Source organism: Pseudomonas granadensis, from assembly GCF_900105485.1.
GTDB classification, from domain to species: domain Bacteria; phylum Pseudomonadota; class Gammaproteobacteria; order Pseudomonadales; family Pseudomonadaceae; genus Aquipseudomonas; species Aquipseudomonas granadensis.
In genome coordinates, this window is record NZ_LT629778.1 from 4,828,698 (window position 1) to 4,847,680 (window position 18,983).

At 61.3% G+C, this 18,983-nt stretch carries 16 protein-coding genes; 10 read left to right on the forward strand and 6 right to left on the reverse strand.

What is annotated here, in order from left to right; genetic code table 11:
• Positions 1-17 precede the first annotated feature (17 nt).
• The 9 genes from BLU52_RS21445 (at position 18) to BLU52_RS21485 (ending at position 7,338) form a co-directional block, all read left to right on the forward strand.
• Positions 18-1,412 (forward strand): ethanolamine ammonia-lyase subunit EutB, encoded by a 1,395-nt coding sequence (locus BLU52_RS21445; RefSeq protein WP_090286664.1) that lies wholly within the window; start codon positions 18-20, stop codon positions 1,410-1,412.
• Between the two features lie 5 nt (positions 1,413-1,417).
• A complete protein-coding gene (gene eutC / locus BLU52_RS21450) occupies positions 1,418-2,242 on the forward strand; it encodes an ethanolamine ammonia-lyase subunit EutC (RefSeq protein WP_090288653.1) in 825 nt (274 codons plus the stop codon).
• A gap of 115 nt (positions 2,243-2,357) precedes the next feature.
• A complete protein-coding gene (locus BLU52_RS21455) occupies positions 2,358-2,819 on the forward strand; it encodes a GNAT family N-acetyltransferase (RefSeq protein ID WP_007958617.1) in 462 nt (153 codons plus the stop codon).
• 227 nt (positions 2,820-3,046) lie between these two features.
• Positions 3,047-3,697: a DedA family protein gene (locus BLU52_RS21460; RefSeq protein ID WP_090286666.1), complete on the forward strand. Its 651-nt coding sequence runs from the start codon at positions 3,047-3,049 to the stop codon at positions 3,695-3,697.
• 3 nt (positions 3,698-3,700) lie between these two features.
• Positions 3,701-4,513 (forward strand): M90 family metallopeptidase, encoded by an 813-nt coding sequence (locus BLU52_RS21465; protein ID WP_090286668.1) that lies wholly within the window; start codon positions 3,701-3,703, stop codon positions 4,511-4,513.
• Between the two features lie 112 nt (positions 4,514-4,625).
• The gene (gene ppa, locus BLU52_RS21470) at positions 4,626-5,153 is read left to right on the forward strand and encodes an inorganic diphosphatase (RefSeq protein WP_003205933.1); all 528 of its coding nucleotides are present in this window, start codon (positions 4,626-4,628) and stop codon (positions 5,151-5,153) included.
• 222 nt (positions 5,154-5,375) lie between these two features.
• The gene (locus BLU52_RS21475) at positions 5,376-6,119 is read left to right on the forward strand and encodes a S24 family peptidase (RefSeq protein WP_090286670.1); all 744 of its coding nucleotides are present in this window, start codon (positions 5,376-5,378) and stop codon (positions 6,117-6,119) included.
• A gap of 431 nt (positions 6,120-6,550) precedes the next feature.
• Positions 6,551-6,790, forward strand: a complete 240-nt coding sequence (locus BLU52_RS21480) for a type II toxin-antitoxin system RelB/DinJ family antitoxin (RefSeq protein WP_090286673.1) — start codon at positions 6,551-6,553, stop codon at positions 6,788-6,790.
• A 113-nt stretch (positions 6,791-6,903) separates the two neighbouring features.
• A complete protein-coding gene (locus BLU52_RS21485) occupies positions 6,904-7,338 on the forward strand; it encodes a hypothetical protein (RefSeq protein ID WP_231987987.1) in 435 nt (144 codons plus the stop codon).
• 7 nt (positions 7,339-7,345) lie between these two features.
• On the opposite strand, the gene BLU52_RS21490 is transcribed toward BLU52_RS21485, so the two are convergent.
• The 6 genes from BLU52_RS21490 to BLU52_RS21515 are packed head-to-tail and all read right to left on the reverse strand — an operon-like array spanning position 7,346 to position 17,531.
• The gene (locus BLU52_RS21490; RefSeq protein WP_090286675.1) at positions 7,346-8,158 is read right to left on the reverse strand and encodes a YfaP family protein; all 813 of its coding nucleotides are present in this window, start codon (positions 8,156-8,158) and stop codon (positions 7,346-7,348) included.
• Positions 8,159-8,161: 3 nt separating this feature from the next.
• Positions 8,162-9,781 (reverse strand): DUF2300 domain-containing protein, encoded by a 1,620-nt coding sequence (locus tag BLU52_RS21495; protein WP_090286677.1) that lies wholly within the window; start codon positions 9,779-9,781, stop codon positions 8,162-8,164.
• Position 9,782: 1 nt separating this feature from the next.
• Positions 9,783-14,357: an alpha-2-macroglobulin family protein gene (locus BLU52_RS21500; RefSeq protein WP_090286679.1), complete on the reverse strand. Its 4,575-nt coding sequence runs from the start codon at positions 14,355-14,357 to the stop codon at positions 9,783-9,785.
• Complete coding sequence (locus tag BLU52_RS21505) at positions 14,354-15,004, reverse strand: DUF1175 domain-containing protein (protein WP_090286681.1); 651 nt, start codon at positions 15,002-15,004, stop codon at positions 14,354-14,356. Before BLU52_RS21505 ends, BLU52_RS21500 begins: the two co-directional genes overlap by 4 nt.
• Positions 14,989-16,701 carry a DUF2138 domain-containing protein gene (locus BLU52_RS21510; protein ID WP_090286683.1) on the reverse strand — a complete coding sequence of 571 codons (1,713 nt, stop codon included), beginning with the start codon at positions 16,699-16,701 and terminating at the stop codon, positions 14,989-14,991. The genes BLU52_RS21505 and BLU52_RS21510 overlap by 16 nt, the downstream gene beginning before the upstream one ends.
• 35 nt (positions 16,702-16,736) lie before the next feature.
• On the reverse strand, positions 16,737-17,531 hold the full coding sequence (locus tag BLU52_RS21515; RefSeq protein ID WP_090286685.1) for a YfaP family protein: 795 nt from the start codon (positions 17,529-17,531) through the stop codon (positions 16,737-16,739).
• A gap of 276 nt (positions 17,532-17,807) precedes the next feature.
• On the opposite strand from BLU52_RS21515, the gene BLU52_RS21520 reads away from it, so the two are divergent.
• Positions 17,808-18,941: a Fic family protein gene (locus BLU52_RS21520; protein WP_090286687.1), complete on the forward strand. Its 1,134-nt coding sequence runs from the start codon at positions 17,808-17,810 to the stop codon at positions 18,939-18,941.
• Positions 18,942-18,983: the final 42 nt, after the last annotated feature.

Here is an 18,983-nt window from a genome sequence, read left to right on the forward strand (position 1 = left end):
GTCACGGAGAACGCTGAATGACCAGTTTTGCTCACACGGTCGGCGCGCAGACCTACCGCTTCGACAGCCTCAAAGACCTCATGGCCAAGGCCAGCCCGGCACGTTCGGGGGATTTTCTCGCCGAAATCGCCGCGCTCAATGACGGCGAGCGCGTAGCCGCACAAATGGCCCTGGCTGACACCCCGCTCACGCATTTTTTGCAAGAAGCACTGATTCCCTACGAAGCCGATGAAGTCACCCGACTGATCATCGACACCCACGACAAGCAGGCCTTTGCAGTCGTCAGCCATCTCACTGTCGGTGGCTTTCGCGACTGGCTGCTCAGCGACGCCGCCGACGAAACCAGTCTGCGCCTGCTGGCCCCCGGCCTGACGCCGGAAATGGTAGCGGCCGTGTCGAAGATCATGCGCATTCAGGATCTGGTGCTGGTCGCGCAAAAAATCCGCGTGGTGACGAAATTCCGCGGCACCCTCGGCTTGAAAGGTCGCCTGTCGACCCGCCTGCAACCCAACCACCCGACCGATGAGCCGTCCGGGATCGCCGCGAGCATTCTCGACGGCCTGCTCTACGGCAACGGCGACGCGATGATCGGCATCAACCCGGCTACCGACAGCATTGCTTCGATTTGCGCCATGCTGGAAATGCTCGATGCGATCATCCAGCGCTACGACATTCCGACCCAGGCTTGCGTACTGACCCACGTCACCACTTCGATCGAGGCAATCAACCGTGGCGTGCCGCTGGATCTGGTGTTCCAGTCGATCGCCGGCACCGAAGCGGCCAACGCCAGCTTCGGTATCAATCTGAATGTGTTGCAGGAAGGCTATGACGCCGGGTTGAGTCTGAAGCGCGGCACCCTCGGGCAAAACCTGATGTATTTCGAAACCGGTCAGGGCAGCGCGCTGTCGGCCAACGCCCACCATGGCGTCGATCAGCAGACCTGCGAGACGCGAGCCTACGCCGTGGCGCGCCATTTCAAACCGTTTCTGGTGAACACCGTCGTAGGATTTATCGGCCCGGAATACCTCTACAACGGCAAGCAAATCATCCGCGCCGGCCTCGAAGATCACTTCTGCGGCAAGTTACTTGGGGTGCCGATGGGCTGCGACATCTGCTACACCAACCACGCCGAAGCTGATCAAGACGACATGGACACCCTGCTGACGCTGCTGGGGGTGGCCGGGATCAATTTCATCATGGGTATCCCCGGCTCCGACGACATCATGCTCAATTACCAGACCACCTCATTTCACGACGCCCTCTACGCCCGGCAGACCCTGGGCCTGAAACCGGCGCCGGAGTTCGAGCAGTGGCTGGCCAACATGGGCATCTTCACGCAAGCCGATGGCAAGGTGCGCTTTGGCAACAATTTGCCGCCGGCCTTCCGCCAGGCGCTGGCGCAATTGGGATGACTCGCATGGAAAAACCGCCTGTAGACCCGCAAAACCCGTGGCTGCAACTGCGCCGCCTGACCCCGGCGCGCATTGCTCTGGGCCGCACTGGCACCAGCCTGCCGACCAGCGCTCAGCTGGATTTCCAGTTTGCCCATGCGCAGGCGCGCGATGCGGTGCACCTGCCGTTCGATCATGCCGGGCTCAGCGCACAGTTGCAGGAGGAAGGGCGCGAAAGCCTGCTGCTGCACAGCGCGGCGCCGGATCGCCACACTTATCTGCAACGCCCGGACCTGGGCCGCAAGCTCAGCGACGAGTCGGCGCAAACCTTGCGCGATTACGCCAGCGCCCATCCGCGCGGCGTTGATCTGGCGATTGTCGTCGCGGACGGCTTGTCGGCCTTGGCCGTGCATCGGCATACCCTGCCGTTTCTCAAGCGCCTGGAAGAACAGATGAGCGCTGATGGCTGGTCGATCGCGCCCGTGCTGCTGGTGGAACAGGGCCGCGTCGCCATCGGTGACGAAATCGGCCAGTTGCTCGGAGCGAAAATGCTGGTGATGCTGATCGGCGAGCGGCCGGGCCTGAGTTCGCCGGACAGCCTCGGCCTGTATTTCACCTATGCGCCCAAGGTCGGCCTGACCGACGCTTACCGCAATTGCATCTCCAATGTCCGCCTCGAGGGATTGAGCTACGGCATGGCGGCGCATCGCCTGCTGTATCTGATGCGTGAAGCCTGTCGACGGCAGCTGTCTGGGGTCAACTTGAAGGACGAGGCCCAAGTGCAGACGCTGGAGTCGGACGATGAGGTGAACATGAAAGGTAATTTCCTGCTTGACCCGCCGCCCGCCTGAACCGTTTCCGCATTGCCTTTCTGCGCTGGTTTCAGGCAGGATCGAAGCACGGCCGCCAGGGTTTCCCATCGCCGTCAGAGCAGTTGAAGACAGCCACTTGAAGACGAGACCTATCATGCGGATTATTCAAGCGACCCTCGAACATCTGGATTTGCTGACCCCGTTGTTCGTCAAATATCGCGAGTTCTACGGTTCCCTGCCTTACCCGGATTCCTCCCGCGCCTTTCTCGAAAAGCGCCTGCGCCGCAAGGAATCGGTGATTTACCTGGCCCTGGCCGATGATGACGACAAGAAACTCATGGGGTTCTGTCAGCTCTATCCAAGCTTCTCCTCGCTGTCGCTCAAGCGCGTGTGGATTCTCAACGACATCTATGTCGCCGAAGACGCCCGTCGGCAATTGGTCGCGGACAATCTGATCCGCACCGCAAAAAAAATGGCCAAGGAAACCCAAGCCGTGCGCATGCGCGTCTCCACCAGCGCCGACAACGAAGTGGCACAAAAAACCTATGAATCCATCGGATTCAAGGAAGACACCGAGTTCAAGAACTACGTATTGCCGATCAGCGACGAGCTCTGATCGCCACCGACCGGGTGCTGAGGGAGCGCGCTCCCTCGCCACACGTCGGGTCTGCCTGACAATTGATCACAGGCGACACTCCTCGCGACAAAACCGACACGCTTTCCTCCTGCCAGACCGTATAATCGCGAGCTTTCCGGCTTGTAAGAAAAACTACACCCCGCTGTAGGCTTACACGAAGTCATCCGCACAGGCCTGCCGAGTCGGGCCGCCATACAGGTGCCTCCATGGATTTCAACCCGCTCGACCTTATCCTGCATCTCGACGTTTACCTCGATTTGCTGGTGAACAACTATGGGCCATGGATCTACGCCATCCTGTTTCTGGTGATCTTCTGCGAAACCGGTCTGGTGGTGATGCCGTTCCTGCCGGGCGACTCGCTGCTGTTCATTGCCGGCGCCGTAGCGGCGGGCGGTGGCATGGACCCGGTATTGCTTGGCGGTCTGCTGATGCTCGCGGCCATTCTCGGCGACAGCACCAACTACGTGATCGGTCGTACGGCCGGGGAAAAGCTGTTCAGCAACCCCAACTCGAAAATATTCCGCCGCGACTACCTGCAAAAAACCCACGACTTCTACGACAAGCACGGCGGCAAGACCGTGACCATGGCGCGTTTCCTGCCGATCATCCGTACGTTTGCGCCGTTCGTTGCCGGCATCGCGCGCATGCCGTACCCACGCTTTTTCGGTTTCAGCGTACTCGGCACGATCCTGTGGGTCGGCGGCCTGGTGACGCTCGGCTACTTCTTCGGCAACGTGCCGTTCATCAAGAAAAACCTGTCGCTGCTGGTGGTGGCGATCATTCTGCTGTCGCTGGTGCCGATGGTCATCGGCGTGGTGCGCAGCCGTTTCGGCGGCACCAAAGCGCAATCGCATTAATCAATGTGGTCGTTGAGCGCCTGGCGTCGCCGACGCATTCTGGCAAAGCACCCGATTGCCGACGATGTCTGGCAACGGGTGCGGCATCACCTGAGTTTTCTCGATGGCCTCAGCGCTGCTGAAGACCAGTGGCTGCGCGACGCCTGTGTGTTGTTCCTCGAAGACAAACACCTGAGTGCCCTGCCCGGCGTCGAACTGCATCAGGAACAACGCCTGCTGCTCGCCGCCCAGGCGCAGTTGCCGCTGCTTAACCTCGGTGATTTGAACTGGTATCAAGGCTTTCATGAGATCGTCCTCTACCCCGACGACTTCCTCAGCCCGCAACGCCATCGCGACGCCAGCGGCATCGAACACGAGTGGGACGGCGAGCACAGCGGCGAAGCCTGGCAACAGGGGCCGGTGATTCTCGCCTGGCCGGGCGTCATGGCCAGCGGTGGCTGGGAAGGCTATAACCTCGTCATTCACGAACTCGCGCATAAACTCGACATGCTCAATGGCGATGCCAACGGCCTGCCGCCGCTGCACACCGACATGCGCGTCAGCGACTGGGCCGAGGTGATGCAGGCGGCCTACGATGATCTCAACCGCCAGCTCGACCATGATCCCGATGCCGAAACCGCCATTGATCCGTACGCTGCGGAGAATCCCGCGGAGTTCTTCGCAGTCACCAGTGAATACTTTTTCAGCGCCCCGGATCTGCTGCACGAGGCCTATCCGCAGGTGTACGCGCAGTTGCAGCTTTTCTACCGCCAGGACCCGTTGGGCAGGTTGCGGCAACTTCAGGCCACAGACCCGGTCTATCAGGCGCACGACTAAGCTGCACACGACTTTCGGTCCATGGCGTCGACGGCAGAATATGCCTATAATCGCCGCCACTTTTTGGTCAATCCGGCCAAGTGTTTTTGGTCAACTACGGGGGCAACGCCCAATGAGCTACAGCAAGATTCCGGCTGGCAAAGACCTGCCGAACGACATCTACGTCGCGATCGAGATCCCGGCCAACCACGCGCCGATCAAATACGAAATCGACAAAGACAGCGATTGCCTGTTCGTTGACCGTTTCATGGCCACCCCAATGTTCTACCCGGCCAACTACGGTTACATCCCGAACACTCTGGCTGACGACGGTGATCCCCTCGACGTGCTGGTCGTGACCCCTTATCCGGTTGCCCCTGGTTCGGTGATCCGCGCACGTCCAGTCGGCATCCTGAACATGACCGACGACGGCGGCGGCGATGCCAAAGTCATCGCAGTGCCACACGACAAGCTGTCGCAGCTGTACGTCGACGTGAAGGAATACACCGACCTGCCGCCACTGCTGATTCAGCAGATCGAGCACTTCTTTGCGAACTACAAGGATCTCGAAAAGGGCAAATGGGTCAAGATCGAAGGCTGGGCCGGCGCAGACGCCGCCCGCGAAGCGATCACCAAGTCGGTTGCCGCCTACAAAGGCTAAGCGACGGCTCGCTGCGTGATGCTTGAGAAAACCCCGGTTGATCCGGGGTTTTTTATGCCCGCTCAAAGCTCTCTTAAACGAGCTGTTTAGAGCGGACTACAGAAAAGTTTTAAGCTGTGTAATTTCCCACAAGGGCGCCTTACATCCCGTCGCAAAATTCAGCCCGTTTTTGAACGCGCGGTTTATTCAAACCGCTCTGGCACGGCCGTAGACTCCGTGTTTATGAGAAAGAACACTAGCGGTCCAAGATTCAAGGCACTCCTGGAAGCTGCGAACATCTCGACGACGGGTTTCGCAAAGTTCTGGGGCACGGAAGCCCAAAATGTCCACAACTGGTACACCCGGGGCGTCCCGGCGTATCGCATGGAAGAAGTCTCACGCCTGCTGTCCGTCAACAGTGAATGGCTGAAAACCGGCGAAGGCATCAAGGAATCACCGAGCCTTAGCCCACCGGCGAGCAATGGCGACCATTTCGACGCCAACGACCCGCAGGGCAGCTACCGATTCATCCACCCCAACGATCTCGAACTGGCCTTCTTCAAGGAAACGCCGCTCGACAGCTCCGACAAAACCCACGTCATCCAGGACCCGGACCTCTCCATCCGTCTGCTGCGCTCCCACCTCGACCAGCTCGAAGTCCGCCCCGACGACGCCATCTGCGCCCACATGATCGGCAACAGCATGGCCGACCGCATCGAAGACGGCTCCATCGTCGCCATCGACCGCGGCCTCACCCAGGTCGTCGACGGCGAGATCTATGCCATCGAACACGACGGCATGCTGCGCATCAAATACCTGCACCGCATGCCCGGCAACGGCCTGCGCCTGCGCAGCCACAACAGCGCCGAATACCCCGACGAAGTCTTCCGCCCGGCACAGGTCGAGGAACAGAGGATTCACATATTGGGCTGGGTGTTCTGGTGGTCGACAGTGAGCAAGCGCCGGCCGGTGGTGCCGTTCCTCTGATATCAGGGCCTGCATAGCCCCCTGTAGGAGTGAGCCTGCTCGCGATGAGTCCCTGATATTCAGTACAAATCCCGAATTTGTTCGACTGCAGTCGCTCTAAACCGCACTTCAGACTGGGAATCCAAAGCAAAACTCAGTATCCTGCGCCCCACATTTGCGCATCGACCCGCTCCCGCGGCTCAGTTGACGCCAGACGCGGCAGACCAACGTCTGACCAAGTCCCACAGCCGGACGCAAGATCCGGATGTACGTTTTGAAGGCTGGCGCGGCTTACCAAAAATAAGCCAAGCCAGTCCCCGAGAAGCCGGCCACAAGCCGGCTTTTTAATGCCTGAAGATCGGCTGTCCACCGTTCCGGAAGCCGCACTTCCGCTAGTCGAGCGTTCGACGCCTTGCTAGCGTAACGACAAACATTATTACGGTAACTTCCTCATGGCCTCCATCAACATCCGCATCGACGATGAGCTCAAGCAGCGCTCCTTTGCCGCGCTGGAAAAACTTGGTGTCACGCCTTCCGAGCTTCTGCGCCAAACGCTTCAATACGTCGCCGAGCGGGGCAAGCTACCTTTCAAAGCGGCGTTGCTCAGCGAAGAAGATGAAGCGCTCATCGCCGTCGTCACCGAACGCCTCGCCTCACCGCAGCGAGTCAAGGTGAGTTTGGATGATCTATAAGCTTGAGCTTGATCGATGGGCGGTAAGGGAATAGAAGAGGCTGAGCAGTCGCCGCCAAAGGTGCGAAGGATAGTCACTTTAGTAAGTCAAAACGCGTACAAGGACGTCAAAACATGCAACTCCCATCACGCTACACGCCGGTCAGATTCAATATCCTCATCGTGGCTTTGGGTTTTAGCCTCTCCGGCTGCGTCGGTGCCATCGTGGCTCTGCCTGAGAAAACCACACTTAGAACTGACGAGTACAAAGCACTAAGCGCTCGCTCGATCCCCCCAGCGGTCACCCGAACCGTGCAATCAACACCTACGCGCGAGTGGTGCGGCATCACGGTTTGGGCGCTGATCATTCCTTTGCCGTTGAAATTGCCCGTGTGTTCGTCGTATTCCGGGCAGTCCTTCGGACGTGACGCGTATGGCGATGAAATCGTTTTGCTCAATTCAAAACAAACGGTGCCGGCGCCGTTCTATGCCTGTGGCCCGTTAATGGCGCTGGGGCCGATTGTGCATGGTTATCAGGGCAACGCGCTTTGCGGCGTTTTTCCTGATTAGCCGGAGCTCACGGATAACTAAACGACTTCACCAACGTCAACTCCCCCACCGCCCGCATCGGCACCAGAAACGTCTCCATCTTCTCACTCGGCGTGCCTTCCTCGGTGATCACCGTCACCTGCGCCGTGGTCAGCGCCTGCACCGCCTCATCCCCGCCCTCGTCATCCTCGCGATAGCCACCGCCGTAATAATTCACATACACCAGATACTGCCCTTTGATCGGCGCCGGCATGGCGGCGATTTCCGGGCCGTAGCCGGTGGTGACGTCGACATCGAGGGCGGCGCCATTGGGTGCGACGCGGTTGCCGTACCAGACGTGGGCGCCGTCGGGGGTGATCAGGTGCAGGTCGAGGTCGGTGCCGTCGCTGTCCCAGGCCAGCAGTACGCGCAGTTTGGCCGGGGTGGCGCCGCCGCGGGTGTTGAGGAACTGGGTGCGGTGGCGTTGTTGGCCGTCGGGACTGCGCACTTCGACGCTGTTGCTGCCGTTGGGGAAGGAGAACGGGCGGTCGAAGCGGCCGCTGGCGTCGATTTTCAGCGGCATGCTGACGCCGTTGACGATCAGGCGGCCGGGCTGGTTGTTTTTGGCGCTGGCTTTGATTTCGCCGCTGATGCGCGCGGTATTGGCCTGGCCGATCGGGGTGTTTACCGACGAGGCCGGATAGTTGACCGTTTGGCGGAAGCTTTCGCCCTCGCCTTCCGGAGCGCCGCTGCGCCAGCCGCTGACCGGGGTGTCGAGCTTGACGCTGTCGGCGGCATGGGCCGGCGCCAGCGCGGTCAGCGTGCAGAGCAGCAGCAAGACCTGGGGATAACGGAATGTCATGGTCTATTCCAGCAAAAGGTGACGGGCGAGCCCTTCGATGTAGGTTTCGTCCTGGCCGTTGGGGTGAGCTTCAAAGGCCAGGTGCAGGTATTCGTGGGTCAGGTCGAGGCGATCCTGCAGCGACAGGACGCCGCGCACGTAGATGCGTTGGCGTTCGCGGTCGACGAAGGGGTGGCCGAAGGCAAGTTTGCACACGGCGAAAGTGCTGACGTCGTTGTAGCCGGTTTCGCTGGCGAGCTTCGGCCGCCAGCCGCGTCGCTGTTTTTGCAGCCAGTCCTGCGCGGCAGGCAGCGCTTCGCAGGAGGCGACCGGGTTGTCCCAGCGGCTGAGGCTGGCGCGCGGATAGGCGTGCAGCAGAATTGCGTCGTAGCGCTGGCCGGCGTTGGCCTGTTCGACGGCTTGTTGCCAGGCGAGTTTGTCCGGGCCGGGTTGGTCGGAGTGATAAGTGACGGGGCTGCCGGCGAGGACCATATCTGCAGTCCAGGCGGCGATGTTGCGTGATTCGGCAGAGGCCGGACGTGGCGCGACGCGCTGACGGTTGCTGCTGTCGTCGATGCTCAGGCAGTCGCCGTTGCGCGTGGCGTTTTGCAGCAGATACGTGCGGATTGCCACGGCCAGCGCTTTGGCCGCTTCGGCGGGTTCCGGTTTGGCTTCGCGCTCAAGGACGCGAGCTACATATTCTTCGCGATCAAGCCTTGCGACGAGTTTGTCGTTGAGCAGAAACAGTTCGCCGTCGCTGTGGATATCCAGCGCGTTGCCGTTGGCGAATTCAACACGGTAATCGCCCTGCAACGGGCCGGAAGTCGCCACCCGCTCCCCCGTCAAAACCCTCGCAAGCGGGTACTTCGAAAACAGCCCGACTTCGACACAACGCCCTGCGTCCACCGGCCATGCCGCTGGCAAAACCGTCGCCAGTGCCTGACCGTAATGGCGCAAGACCATCTGACTGGTGCCACGGCCACCGGCCCAGACCGGCGCGCCATCCGCCGTCCAGCCGGCGAAACCACCCTGGCGCGATTGCGGATCCTGATCGCCGAGCCAGCTCCAGGTTTTCACCCGCAAGCGCCCGCCCAGTTCACCGACGACATTGCCGTCCGCCGCGTTCAGCACCACGTCGAGCAACACCCGCCGCGCCTGATCCTGCGCCGGCAGCGAAGCCAGCACTTTGAGCAACTCCACGACGGACACCCGTTGCGCCGGCTGCACCGAGGGCAGATCGAGCAACCACGTCGGTGCCTGCCGCGCCTGCCAAAAGGTGCGCCAGTCGGCAGCAGAAATGCCCAACCGCGCCGGTTCAAAATACAAGCCGCAGGATTTCACCAACGCCTGATCGCGCTCGATCCTGCCGCCCGCGGTACAGCAATAGACTTCTTCTTTCGACTGTCCGCGACATTCATAAGCCGGCTCACGCGCGCCGGTATCGACCAGCCAGGCGTAGACAAACAACTTCCACAGACTGCCAAGCGGCGCTTCCAGCGAGGGAGGCAACGGCTCGCGCGCGATCAGTTGCGTCTGGCTCAGCGACAACAATTCGCCCTGATAAGCCACGCGCAACGGCTCGTCCTGCGCCGTTGCCAGCGCAGGTATCAATCCGATCAACAGCCACAGCAGCCGCCGGATCATGTCAGTTGACCGTGACCTGGCCGAGCGCGGCTTTGGTTTCCTGAGCCTGATGCTGCGGCGCGTAGACCTGCTTGAACCGCACCGGTGGCAGGTTGAACTGGCCTTTTTGCGAGAAGCGCACCAGATGGCGCAGGCGCAATTCACCGCTCAACGCATCCACCGGCACCGCGTAGGCCAGTTGTCCCGGCTCGAAACGGGCCTTTTCCAGCGCGGTCGGTTCGCTACCGTCCTTGCCCTGCAACTTGATGCCCCAAGTGGTGCGCTCGACATCGGCGCCCGGCGGCAGCGGCACTTCGAGCATGCCGTAGCGCAGCGGTTTCGGCGCTTTGCTGGTGAGGATCACTTCGTCCAGATACAGGCTGTCGCTGGACAACGCTTTGCTGCCGACCGGCTCAAGTTTGAAGGTGAACGCTTCGTCGCCCGGCACCAGTCGCGACAGACGACGAGTGATGGTCACCGCCATCGAATCGACCGCCGGCTGTTGGGTCTGGAAACTCAGCGCCGCGCGCAGCGGACGCTCTTGTGTGCCGGACACGCTCAACACACCTGGCACCGGCGTCGGGCCTTGCCAGGTCCAATACATTTCGCCGCTCGCGCCGTAGTGTTTCTTCCAGCCTTCACCCGGTGCCAGAGCGATAGTTGGCGACGCCTGGGCGATGCTGCGTTGCAGCCAGGTCAGTGCCAGCGCGCGTTCGAGGGTCGATTGCTGTGGCAGCAGACGTTGCAGCAGCGCTGTCGCACGGCCCTGATCGAACGGTTGCTGCGAGAGGTTCAGCGCTTCGACGAACGGCTGTGAGCTGACCGCCAGACGTTGTTGTGCCGCAGACACTTGACCATTGAACGCTTGCGGCAAAGTCACTTTCGCTTGCGTGGCCATCGAGGCAGCCAATACCCGCGCCGCCGCCAGACCGAGCGCCGAATCCGGATCGTTCATCACGAGACTGTCTTCGCCATCGTCCAGCACGGTTTCGGCACTGCCCTCACCGGCCTTGGCCAGATCGTCGATCAAACCGCTGAGCAGCGTGTTCACCGGCAGGTGCATCTGTTTGGCGAACGACAGAATCAGCGCCCGTTGCAGCAGCGGCGTATTCGGCGCTTGCTTGGCGTAGACCTCCAGCACCCGCTGCCAATGCTCCGGCGGCAAGGTCAGCTCGAGCACCTGACTGGCGTTCCAGTCGGCGTAGTAAGCGTAGGCCGTGAGGAATGCATCCGGCTCACCGTCATAACCCCACCACGTGAAGCTCGCCGACGGCCCGGCCATTTGCACCAGACGCAGGCGGCTGTTCTGCATGATCAGGCGCAAGCGATCACGAATCTGCGGGGTCGACGCCAGCGACGGATAGGCAATGCTCAGCGGCAGCAACCGGCTGGCGGTCTGCTCGACGCCGCCGTACGGGTAGCTCAGCAGATCATCAAGGGCGGATCGGAACAGCGCTTGCGGACTGTCATCCAGACGCAGGCGAATATCCGTGGCATCGGCCGGCAGACTCAACGGCGTATCGCCGCTGGCGACATCGAGGCTTTGCGTTTGCGTCACCTGCCAGCCATCACCGGTTGCACTCAGGCGCACCGCCAAGGCGTCAGCGGTTTTACCGTCCTGCACCAGCTCCGCCGTCCACTCACCGGAAGCCAGGGAGAATGCCGGGATCGGCAGGTAGTTGATGCCATTGTTCAACGTCACCGGCAGACGCTGCTCTGCGCCGGCATAACGAGTGACCAGTTCAGCCTTGAGCGGTTTTTCGGCTTGGCTGAACGCGAACACCCCCAGTTGCGGCTGATCGCCCTGGCGGAATTTGCTCGGCCCGCTCCACTTCAGGTACAGCGGTTTTTCCGAACGAACAAACTGCTTCTTCTGCCCGACCTGACCATCATCAGCGATGGCGCGGGCGGTGATGCGCCAGCGGGTCAGCGAGTCCGGCATCTTGAAAGTGAAACGGGTTTTGCCGTCGGCGCCGGTCAGCAGTTCCGGTTGCCAGGCGGCGGTGTCGACGTCTTCGCGACGCGGCCGCTCCAGCACTTTCACTCCGCGCTCGCTGCGGTTGGCCTTGCCCGGTGCGCCGGGGCTGCCCGGCAACGCCACGTCGTAACTGATGAACGACAGGCTGGCACTGGTGCGCACGTTGTTACGGCGCGGGTGATAGAAGAACTGGTCGATGGTCGGCGCGACTTCCGGTTGCAGCGCGTAGATCATTTCATCGACAACGCTGACCGTCAGGTGCGCCGGTACTGCCTTGCCGGCGAATTGCGTGGTCAGGTCAACCGTGACCGTATCGCCCGGCAGGTACACCGCTTTGTCGGTGCTGATCGCCACATCGATCTGCGGCGCGACCACTTTGATCCCGGCGTTCTGGAAGCTGTACTGACCGCCCTTGGTGTAGAGCACGGAGAAGGTCAGGTTCGGCGCGAAATTGTCTTTCACCGGGATGCGCGCGCGGTATTGGGTGTCGCTGAGCTTTTCCAGTGTCAGCCAGTCAGCGCCTTTGGCCAGCAGCGCGGTGGCTTCGACCTTGTCGCGTTCCAGCGACAGCAATGCATCGCTGACCGGCTCGGGGAAGGTGATCAGCGCCAGCGCTTCATCGCCGGCCTGGTATTCAGGCTTGTCGAGGACGATCTCGACCGTGCCCGGCACGGCTTTGACACCATCGCCAGTCACCGAATGGCCAGTGGCGCCAAGGACGCGCCCATGCTGATCTTTCAGCGTCAGGTTGTAGGTGCCCGGACGTTCGAACGCGAGGCTGAAGCCTTTGTCGGTGGCGGCGAGTTTGCCTTCACCAGTGCTCTGATCTTCGAGACGCACCCAGCCATAGCTGCTCGGCGTCACCGCTTTGCTCGGCTCGCTGCCGCCCTCGTTGGCATAGTTGAACGCGACCTTGTCGCCGGCCGCGCTGAAGCGTTGCGGCGCGCTCAACCGGAAGCTGGCGGCGCCACGGTCGATAAGGATTTCCTTGGTGGTCTTGACCCGATACGCCGCGCCATCGCTGGCGAATACGGTGAGCATGTAGCGGCTCGGTTTGTCGGCGGCTGGCAGGTCTAGAGTCGCATTGCCTTTGCTGTCGGTGGTCAGTTCAGCGCTGGTCAATTCCACCGGGAATTGCCCGAGGTATTGCAGTTCATTGTCGACCATCGACAACTGCTGGGCGCGCAGGCTCAAGCTCAGCCTGGCGTTGGCCACCGGTTTGCCGTCCGGATAGAGCAACACCAGACTGCCCTTCACTGGCTCGCCGGTGCGGTAATCCTGCTTGGCCAGATTCAGGGAAATTTCGAAGTGCGGTTTGATGTATTCGGCGACGCGAAAGGCGCTGCTGTAGGCCTGATCCTTGTAGTTGAAACGGATCTCGTAACCACCGGCCACGGCGTTGTCCGGCAACTGGAAACGGCCCTGAGTACCGGCCTTCGAATCAAGTTTGAGGTCGAGGTGTTGCAACTCCGTACCGGTCGCGTCGAGCACGCTAACGCTGACGTCCGCCGCGCCCGGCAATGCCGAATCGCGGGCGTTCTTGAATTCGCGACCGACGATTTTCAGCGACACCCAGTCGCCCGGGCGATACAGCGGCCGGTCGGTGAAGGCATACAGTTTGGTGTCGTAGATTTCGCTGTCGTAATAGAAGTTTTCCGAGACGAACACGCCGCCCTCTTCGTCTTCGCCGATGACGAACGAACGCTCGGGGCTCGCGTGTTTCAGGCGCAGCAAACCGTCGCTGTCGGTCGCGCCGCTGCTCATCACGCCGAGGCCGTCGGTCCACAGCACATTGACCTTCGGCACCGAGCTGCCTTCGTGTTTGCGTGCAGCCCAGACCAGCAGTTCGTCACCGGCAATCTTGCTGACCGCCACGGTGTTGGAAACGAAGACCATGGTCGTCGCGCGGTACTTGCCGATCAGCGCTTCGACCAGGTACAGACCCGGTTTCAGCTGACCCAATGGAATGTAAACGTTGCCCGGCGCGACACTGACGAAATCGCTGGAAGAGCCGGCCAGGTCGACCCCGGCCGGCGGCTGGATCGGCTTGGCCTGCCACAGCGGATAACGGAACTGGCTGACCACCGGCAGGCCCGGAATCAGCGCAAATTGCGGCTGCGCGTCGTACGGCGTCGGCGCGGCCATGGCGTCGCCCATTTTCAGTTCCGGCACTTCTTCGGTGACCTGTTTGCGCGACTCGTAAGAGAACGCACGCTGCATCACCCGACGGGATTTGCGGTACCAGTTGTCCCAAAGATACGCGAGGGTGTTGGACAGTCCTTCGCCCTTGAACTGGCCGTCACTGACCACCCGGTGCAGGTTCTTCTGACGCTTGAGAAAATCCAGCGGTTTGTCGATGCGGTACACGCGAATGTCGGCGCCACCATACGGCTCCATGCGAAAACGCCGGTAATCACGACCGGGCGCCTCGAGGCGCACCATGGCCTGTTCGTCGCTGGCGAAACTGCTGTCGGCAAGCAGAAAGAAGCTTTCGCCGGACACCGGTGTGTAGCCGCTGGGTTCGACCGAATCGTCAGCATTCACGCTCGCCAGTGGCAGCAACAGTGCGAGCAGCAGTGGAATTCGGGAGCAGAGTCGCAACATGCGGGCACCGGTCATTGGGAGAGAAAATTCAGTCGATAGACGCCGATGAAGTTGGGGTTGGCTGCGTCGGGTATCCATCGGGTGTCCTTCCATGTCATGAGTTGCTGCAGGCTTGCCGAACGCATGCCGTTGTCTGTGGGGGTGGTGGTGCCGGTGTGATAGGCGATGTAGCGGCCCATCCAGATCATCAGGTGCTGGTCGTCGCCCTGATCGAAAAACATCAAGTCACCGGGGCGCGCCTGCGACACATCGCGGCTGACCAAGTGACTGTTGAACTGAATCAGTTTGATCGCGTTGACGTACGGCCCGACCTTGCCGCCGCCCTGCTGCCACTGTTGCGCAAGCTTGCGTTGCTCGTCGCTGAGCGCCAGCTCTGGCGGCAGGTAGCGATTGGACAGGCCATTGCTGCGCAGCCACTTGTCATCGTGGACTTTCAGCGCTTCGTTGGCGGCGAAGCGCACCAGCCCGGCACAATCCTGCTGATACCAGCGCGGGCTCGGGCCCTGGCTCAGTTGCTCTTGGGCAATGCGCACGAACCAGGCGCGGAACACCTGCGATTGCGCCGGATCCAGCACTGGCGCGTCGACGGCGCGGGCGCTCGCGCTGAGCAATAGCGCGAGCAGGCCGAGGCTGCGGATCAATGTCGTCACAGCGCTTTCCATTCCAGCGGCAGCCACTGCCAGTGACCGTCCGGCTCACTGCCTTCGGGCAAGGTCAGGGCGTATTTGCCATAGCCGCCAAGGGTGCGCAGTTTCGGCAGCAGATAGGTCTGCGCGGCGTTGTAGAACACTGGCTCCATGTCCTGCGGCAGGCTGTCGAGGGTCTCCTGCTGCATCAGTTGGGCCATCGAATCCGGGCCGAAATAGATGGGCATTAGCACGTCTTTCGGCAATACGTCGGCCATCGGCGGGAAGCGTTTGTCGAGGGTGCCGAGGGCCTTGTCGAGCAGTTTGTCGTCGAGCGAAAACAGCAGCGTCGAGCCGTGTCGGGCGAGGCTGACGTTCATGAACGCCTTGCCGGAAACCGCCTCAGGGTTCTGCGCGGTCTTCGCCGCATACGGACCGAAACTGGAGCTGACCTGACGTTGCCAGACGTGGCTTTGGCCTTCCTGTTTCTCGACCACCGGGAACACGTTTTCCGCAACGTTGGGCTCGAACGCGCCGACCATCGAGCCGAACAGCTTGCCCAGATCGCCATCGAGCTTGCTGCTGTCTTCGTCTTTCAGACTGGCGACCAGCAGCGGCGTGTACAACCGTGAGTCGGCGTACCAGCACAGACCCGCCGCACCGGCGACGTGCTCGGTCAACGTCTGTGCCACGGCATCGTCGGCGCCGAGCTTGATCAGCAGCGGTTTCTGCGGTTCGGCTGCCACCGGCAAAGTCACACAGGCGCTGGCGCCCAGCGGCATCGCCTGCCACACCGGTTTGAAATCGAAATCCGGCTGGTTCTCCAGCTCGTCCATGGCCAGGTAGCTGTGCCAGCCTTTGTCGTCCATGTCGAAACGCAGCCCGGCAAAGTTCGGGATAAAGCGCTGATAGCCCATGGCAAGCACGCTGGAATTGACCGATAGCCGCTGTTTGGTTTCAGGGCTTTTCGCCGGTAGACCGAACGCTTCCGGAAAGAGTTTTTCACCGTTTAGCAGCGCCGCCAGCGCTTGCGAGGAAACGTGGCCGGATTCTTCGGAGGCGCCGCTTTGCGCGTCGTAGTATTTGGCCGGGTTGGACAGCACCACCAGTTTGTCGCCGCGCGAGGCGAATAGCAGCGCTTTGCTGGCGTTGTAGCTGAGCTGATAGAGCGGTACCTCGTCGCCGCCGACCTTGAGGTTGCCAATGACGCTGAGCTGGCTGTCATCCAGCGCAACTTTCGCCAATGGTTCGAGCACTTTCGCCAGCCCGCCGCGATCCATCACCAGCAGAAAATCCTTCAAGCGACCATCAGCGCCACGCCACAGCGCAACATCGGCCGGCTGATCGAAAAGCTCCTCGATCAGGCTGTCCTGCAATTTCAGATCATGCTCGTAGACGATCCGCCGCAGGCTGCCGGTCAGGCCGAGGCGATCGGCGTGGGTTTCGTAATAGAAGACGAAATCCTCAGTCAGCGTGACCTTGAGGAATGGCACCGTCAGCAGGTCTTTGGGCAACTGGCTCAGGGAGCGGGTTTCCAGCAACGCGTCCGGGCGACTGAGACCGAGCTTGTCACTGGCCAGCTCGGCCGGTGGCGCCTTGGGCTTGAGCAGCAGCCAGCCGAAACCGCCCGCCACGCCGGCAACCAGGCACAGCCCGAGCAACAGCAACGGCCAGCGCCGCGAAGGTTTGGCCGCTGGCGTAGCGGCAGCCGGAGTAGCAGTGTTATCGCTCATGTGCACAACATCCGAGTTCATCCGTGGCGGGATGCTTAATAGTTGAAAGTCTTGACCAGCAGCAGATCACCGATTGCCCGCAGAGGCACGATGAAGGTTTCGCGTTTTTCGTCGACGGTGTTTTCGTTGAGCACCAGCGTGATTTGCGAGGTGATCACCTCGTTCTGGTTGCTGGTCTCCTCGAAGTTATAGCCGCCGTTGCCGTAGTTGCCCCAATAGTTGACGTAAACCAGATAGGCGCCGTGCAGCGGCGCGGTCATGGTGAACATCTCCGGGCCCGGCCCATCAACGCCGTCCGGGTCGAGCCCGCCGCCATTGCTCAGCGCCGGCCGCGCCCAGAACGCATGCTGACCGTCGGGGGTGACAATATGCAGATCGAGTTCGGCTTTCGGGTCGTCCCAGCTCAGGACAAGTCGAATCCGCGCCGGCGTGCGCAGATGATTGGCTTCATAAAATTGCACGCGCTTGAGCGACTGGCCCTCGGCGCTGATCACCTCGACGCTGTTGGAACCGGCGCCGAACGCATACGGCCGGGCGAAGCGGCCCTCGTCGTCGGTGTACAGATTGAGTGGATTGCCATTCACCGCGAGGCTATGCGGCGGACGCATATGGCCGAGGGCCTTGAGCTGGCCCTGAATCATCGTGCGATTGCGTTGAATGCCGCGATCGATCGGCGGCGTCGGGTAGGCGACCTGCGGGTTTTCCGTGCGATCGAGCAAGCCGTGATAGCGCCAGCCACCCACGGGCTCCGACAACTCGGCGCTCGGCGCAGCGGCCCACAGCCCCGGCGCACAGGCCAGGCCAATCAGCAGCAACAGAAATGAACGCATGTGATGCCTCCTGCCATGCCCCAACGAAACCTTGCACCCGATCCTCGGCGCTTCACAGCGGTGAACTGCGTTTCGTCTGATGAACCCGCGAATGCGGGTCGTCGAAGGCGCGAAGATTAGCGATTCGGCAGTTTTTTAACAATCGGATACATGTGCTTTTGCTGTAGGAATTGCGCCAACCCAGTGGACGATGAGCCGAATAGCCGTCATATTCGGCTCACTAAATGAGCCGAATAGCTTTTCCATCCGGCTCACGAACCGACGCAGGCAATTCAAATGGCAACTCGATGGATCTGGCAGCAACCCGATTGGCCGGACTTCAACTGGCAGGCAGAACGCCTGGCGGGTCTGTTGCGCGAATGCGTGCAGGCGCAAGGTCAGCTGATGGGCATGGCGGGGTCGGTCAGTCATGCCCTGGGGGCGCAGACCGAACTCGACGCCCTGCTGCAGAACATCGTGACCTCTTCGGCCATCGAGGGAGAACAACTCAACGTCGGCTCGGTGCGCTCGTCATTGGCTCGACGTCTGGGCCTGGAACTGGTTGACGGGACTAGCGTCAGTCCGCGCAGTGAGGGGCTGGCACAACTGATGCTCGATGCGACCCGGCGCTTTGCCGAACCGCTGACCTGCGCGCGCTTGCTTGAGTGGCACCGATGGTTGTTCCCTGATCAGGAAAACGACCTTAACGCGAGAGCGATGCACGTTGGCGCGCTGCGCGGCGACGAGTCAATGCAGGTAGTGTCCGGTCGCATTGATCGCCCGACCGTGCATTTCGAGGCGCCGCCGCGCAAAGGTCTTGAACGGCAACTGGAGCAGTTTCTCGACTGGTTCGAAGCGAGCCGGAATCAAACTGCACTGGACCCTTTGTTGCGCGCCGGCATCGCGCATTTCTGGTTTGTGACCTTGCACCCATTCGATGACGGCAATGGCCGCCTGACCCGCACCCTCACCGATCTGGCGCTGGCTCAGGGTGAGGCGCAGGCGATCCGTTTCTACGCCATGTCGGCAAGCATCCTCGATGATCGCTCGGGCTATTACCGAATTCTGGAGGCGAGTCAGAAAGCCACGCTCGACATCACTGAGTGGCTCGACTGGTTCCTGCAAACCTTGCTGCACAGTCTGTGCCAGGCGATCGCGCTCATCGACAGCGTACTCGGCAAGACCCGCTTCTGGCAGGCGCACCGCGAGTCGGAGCTTTCCGTCGAACAGGTGAAGGTACTCAATCGGCTACTCGACGGCGGCGACCGCGGTTTTGAACAGGGCATCAGTGCCGGGCAATACCAGGCGGTGGCGAAGGTGTCGAAAGCCACCGCGACCCGGCATCTTGCCGAGTTGCTGGACAAGGGTTGCCTGCAGCGATTGCCCGGAGGGGGCCGCAGTACACGCTATCAGGTCAACTATCCGGACTGATCCATGAATCATTGAGTCTGCGCCCGGCGCCAGCGCCGCTCA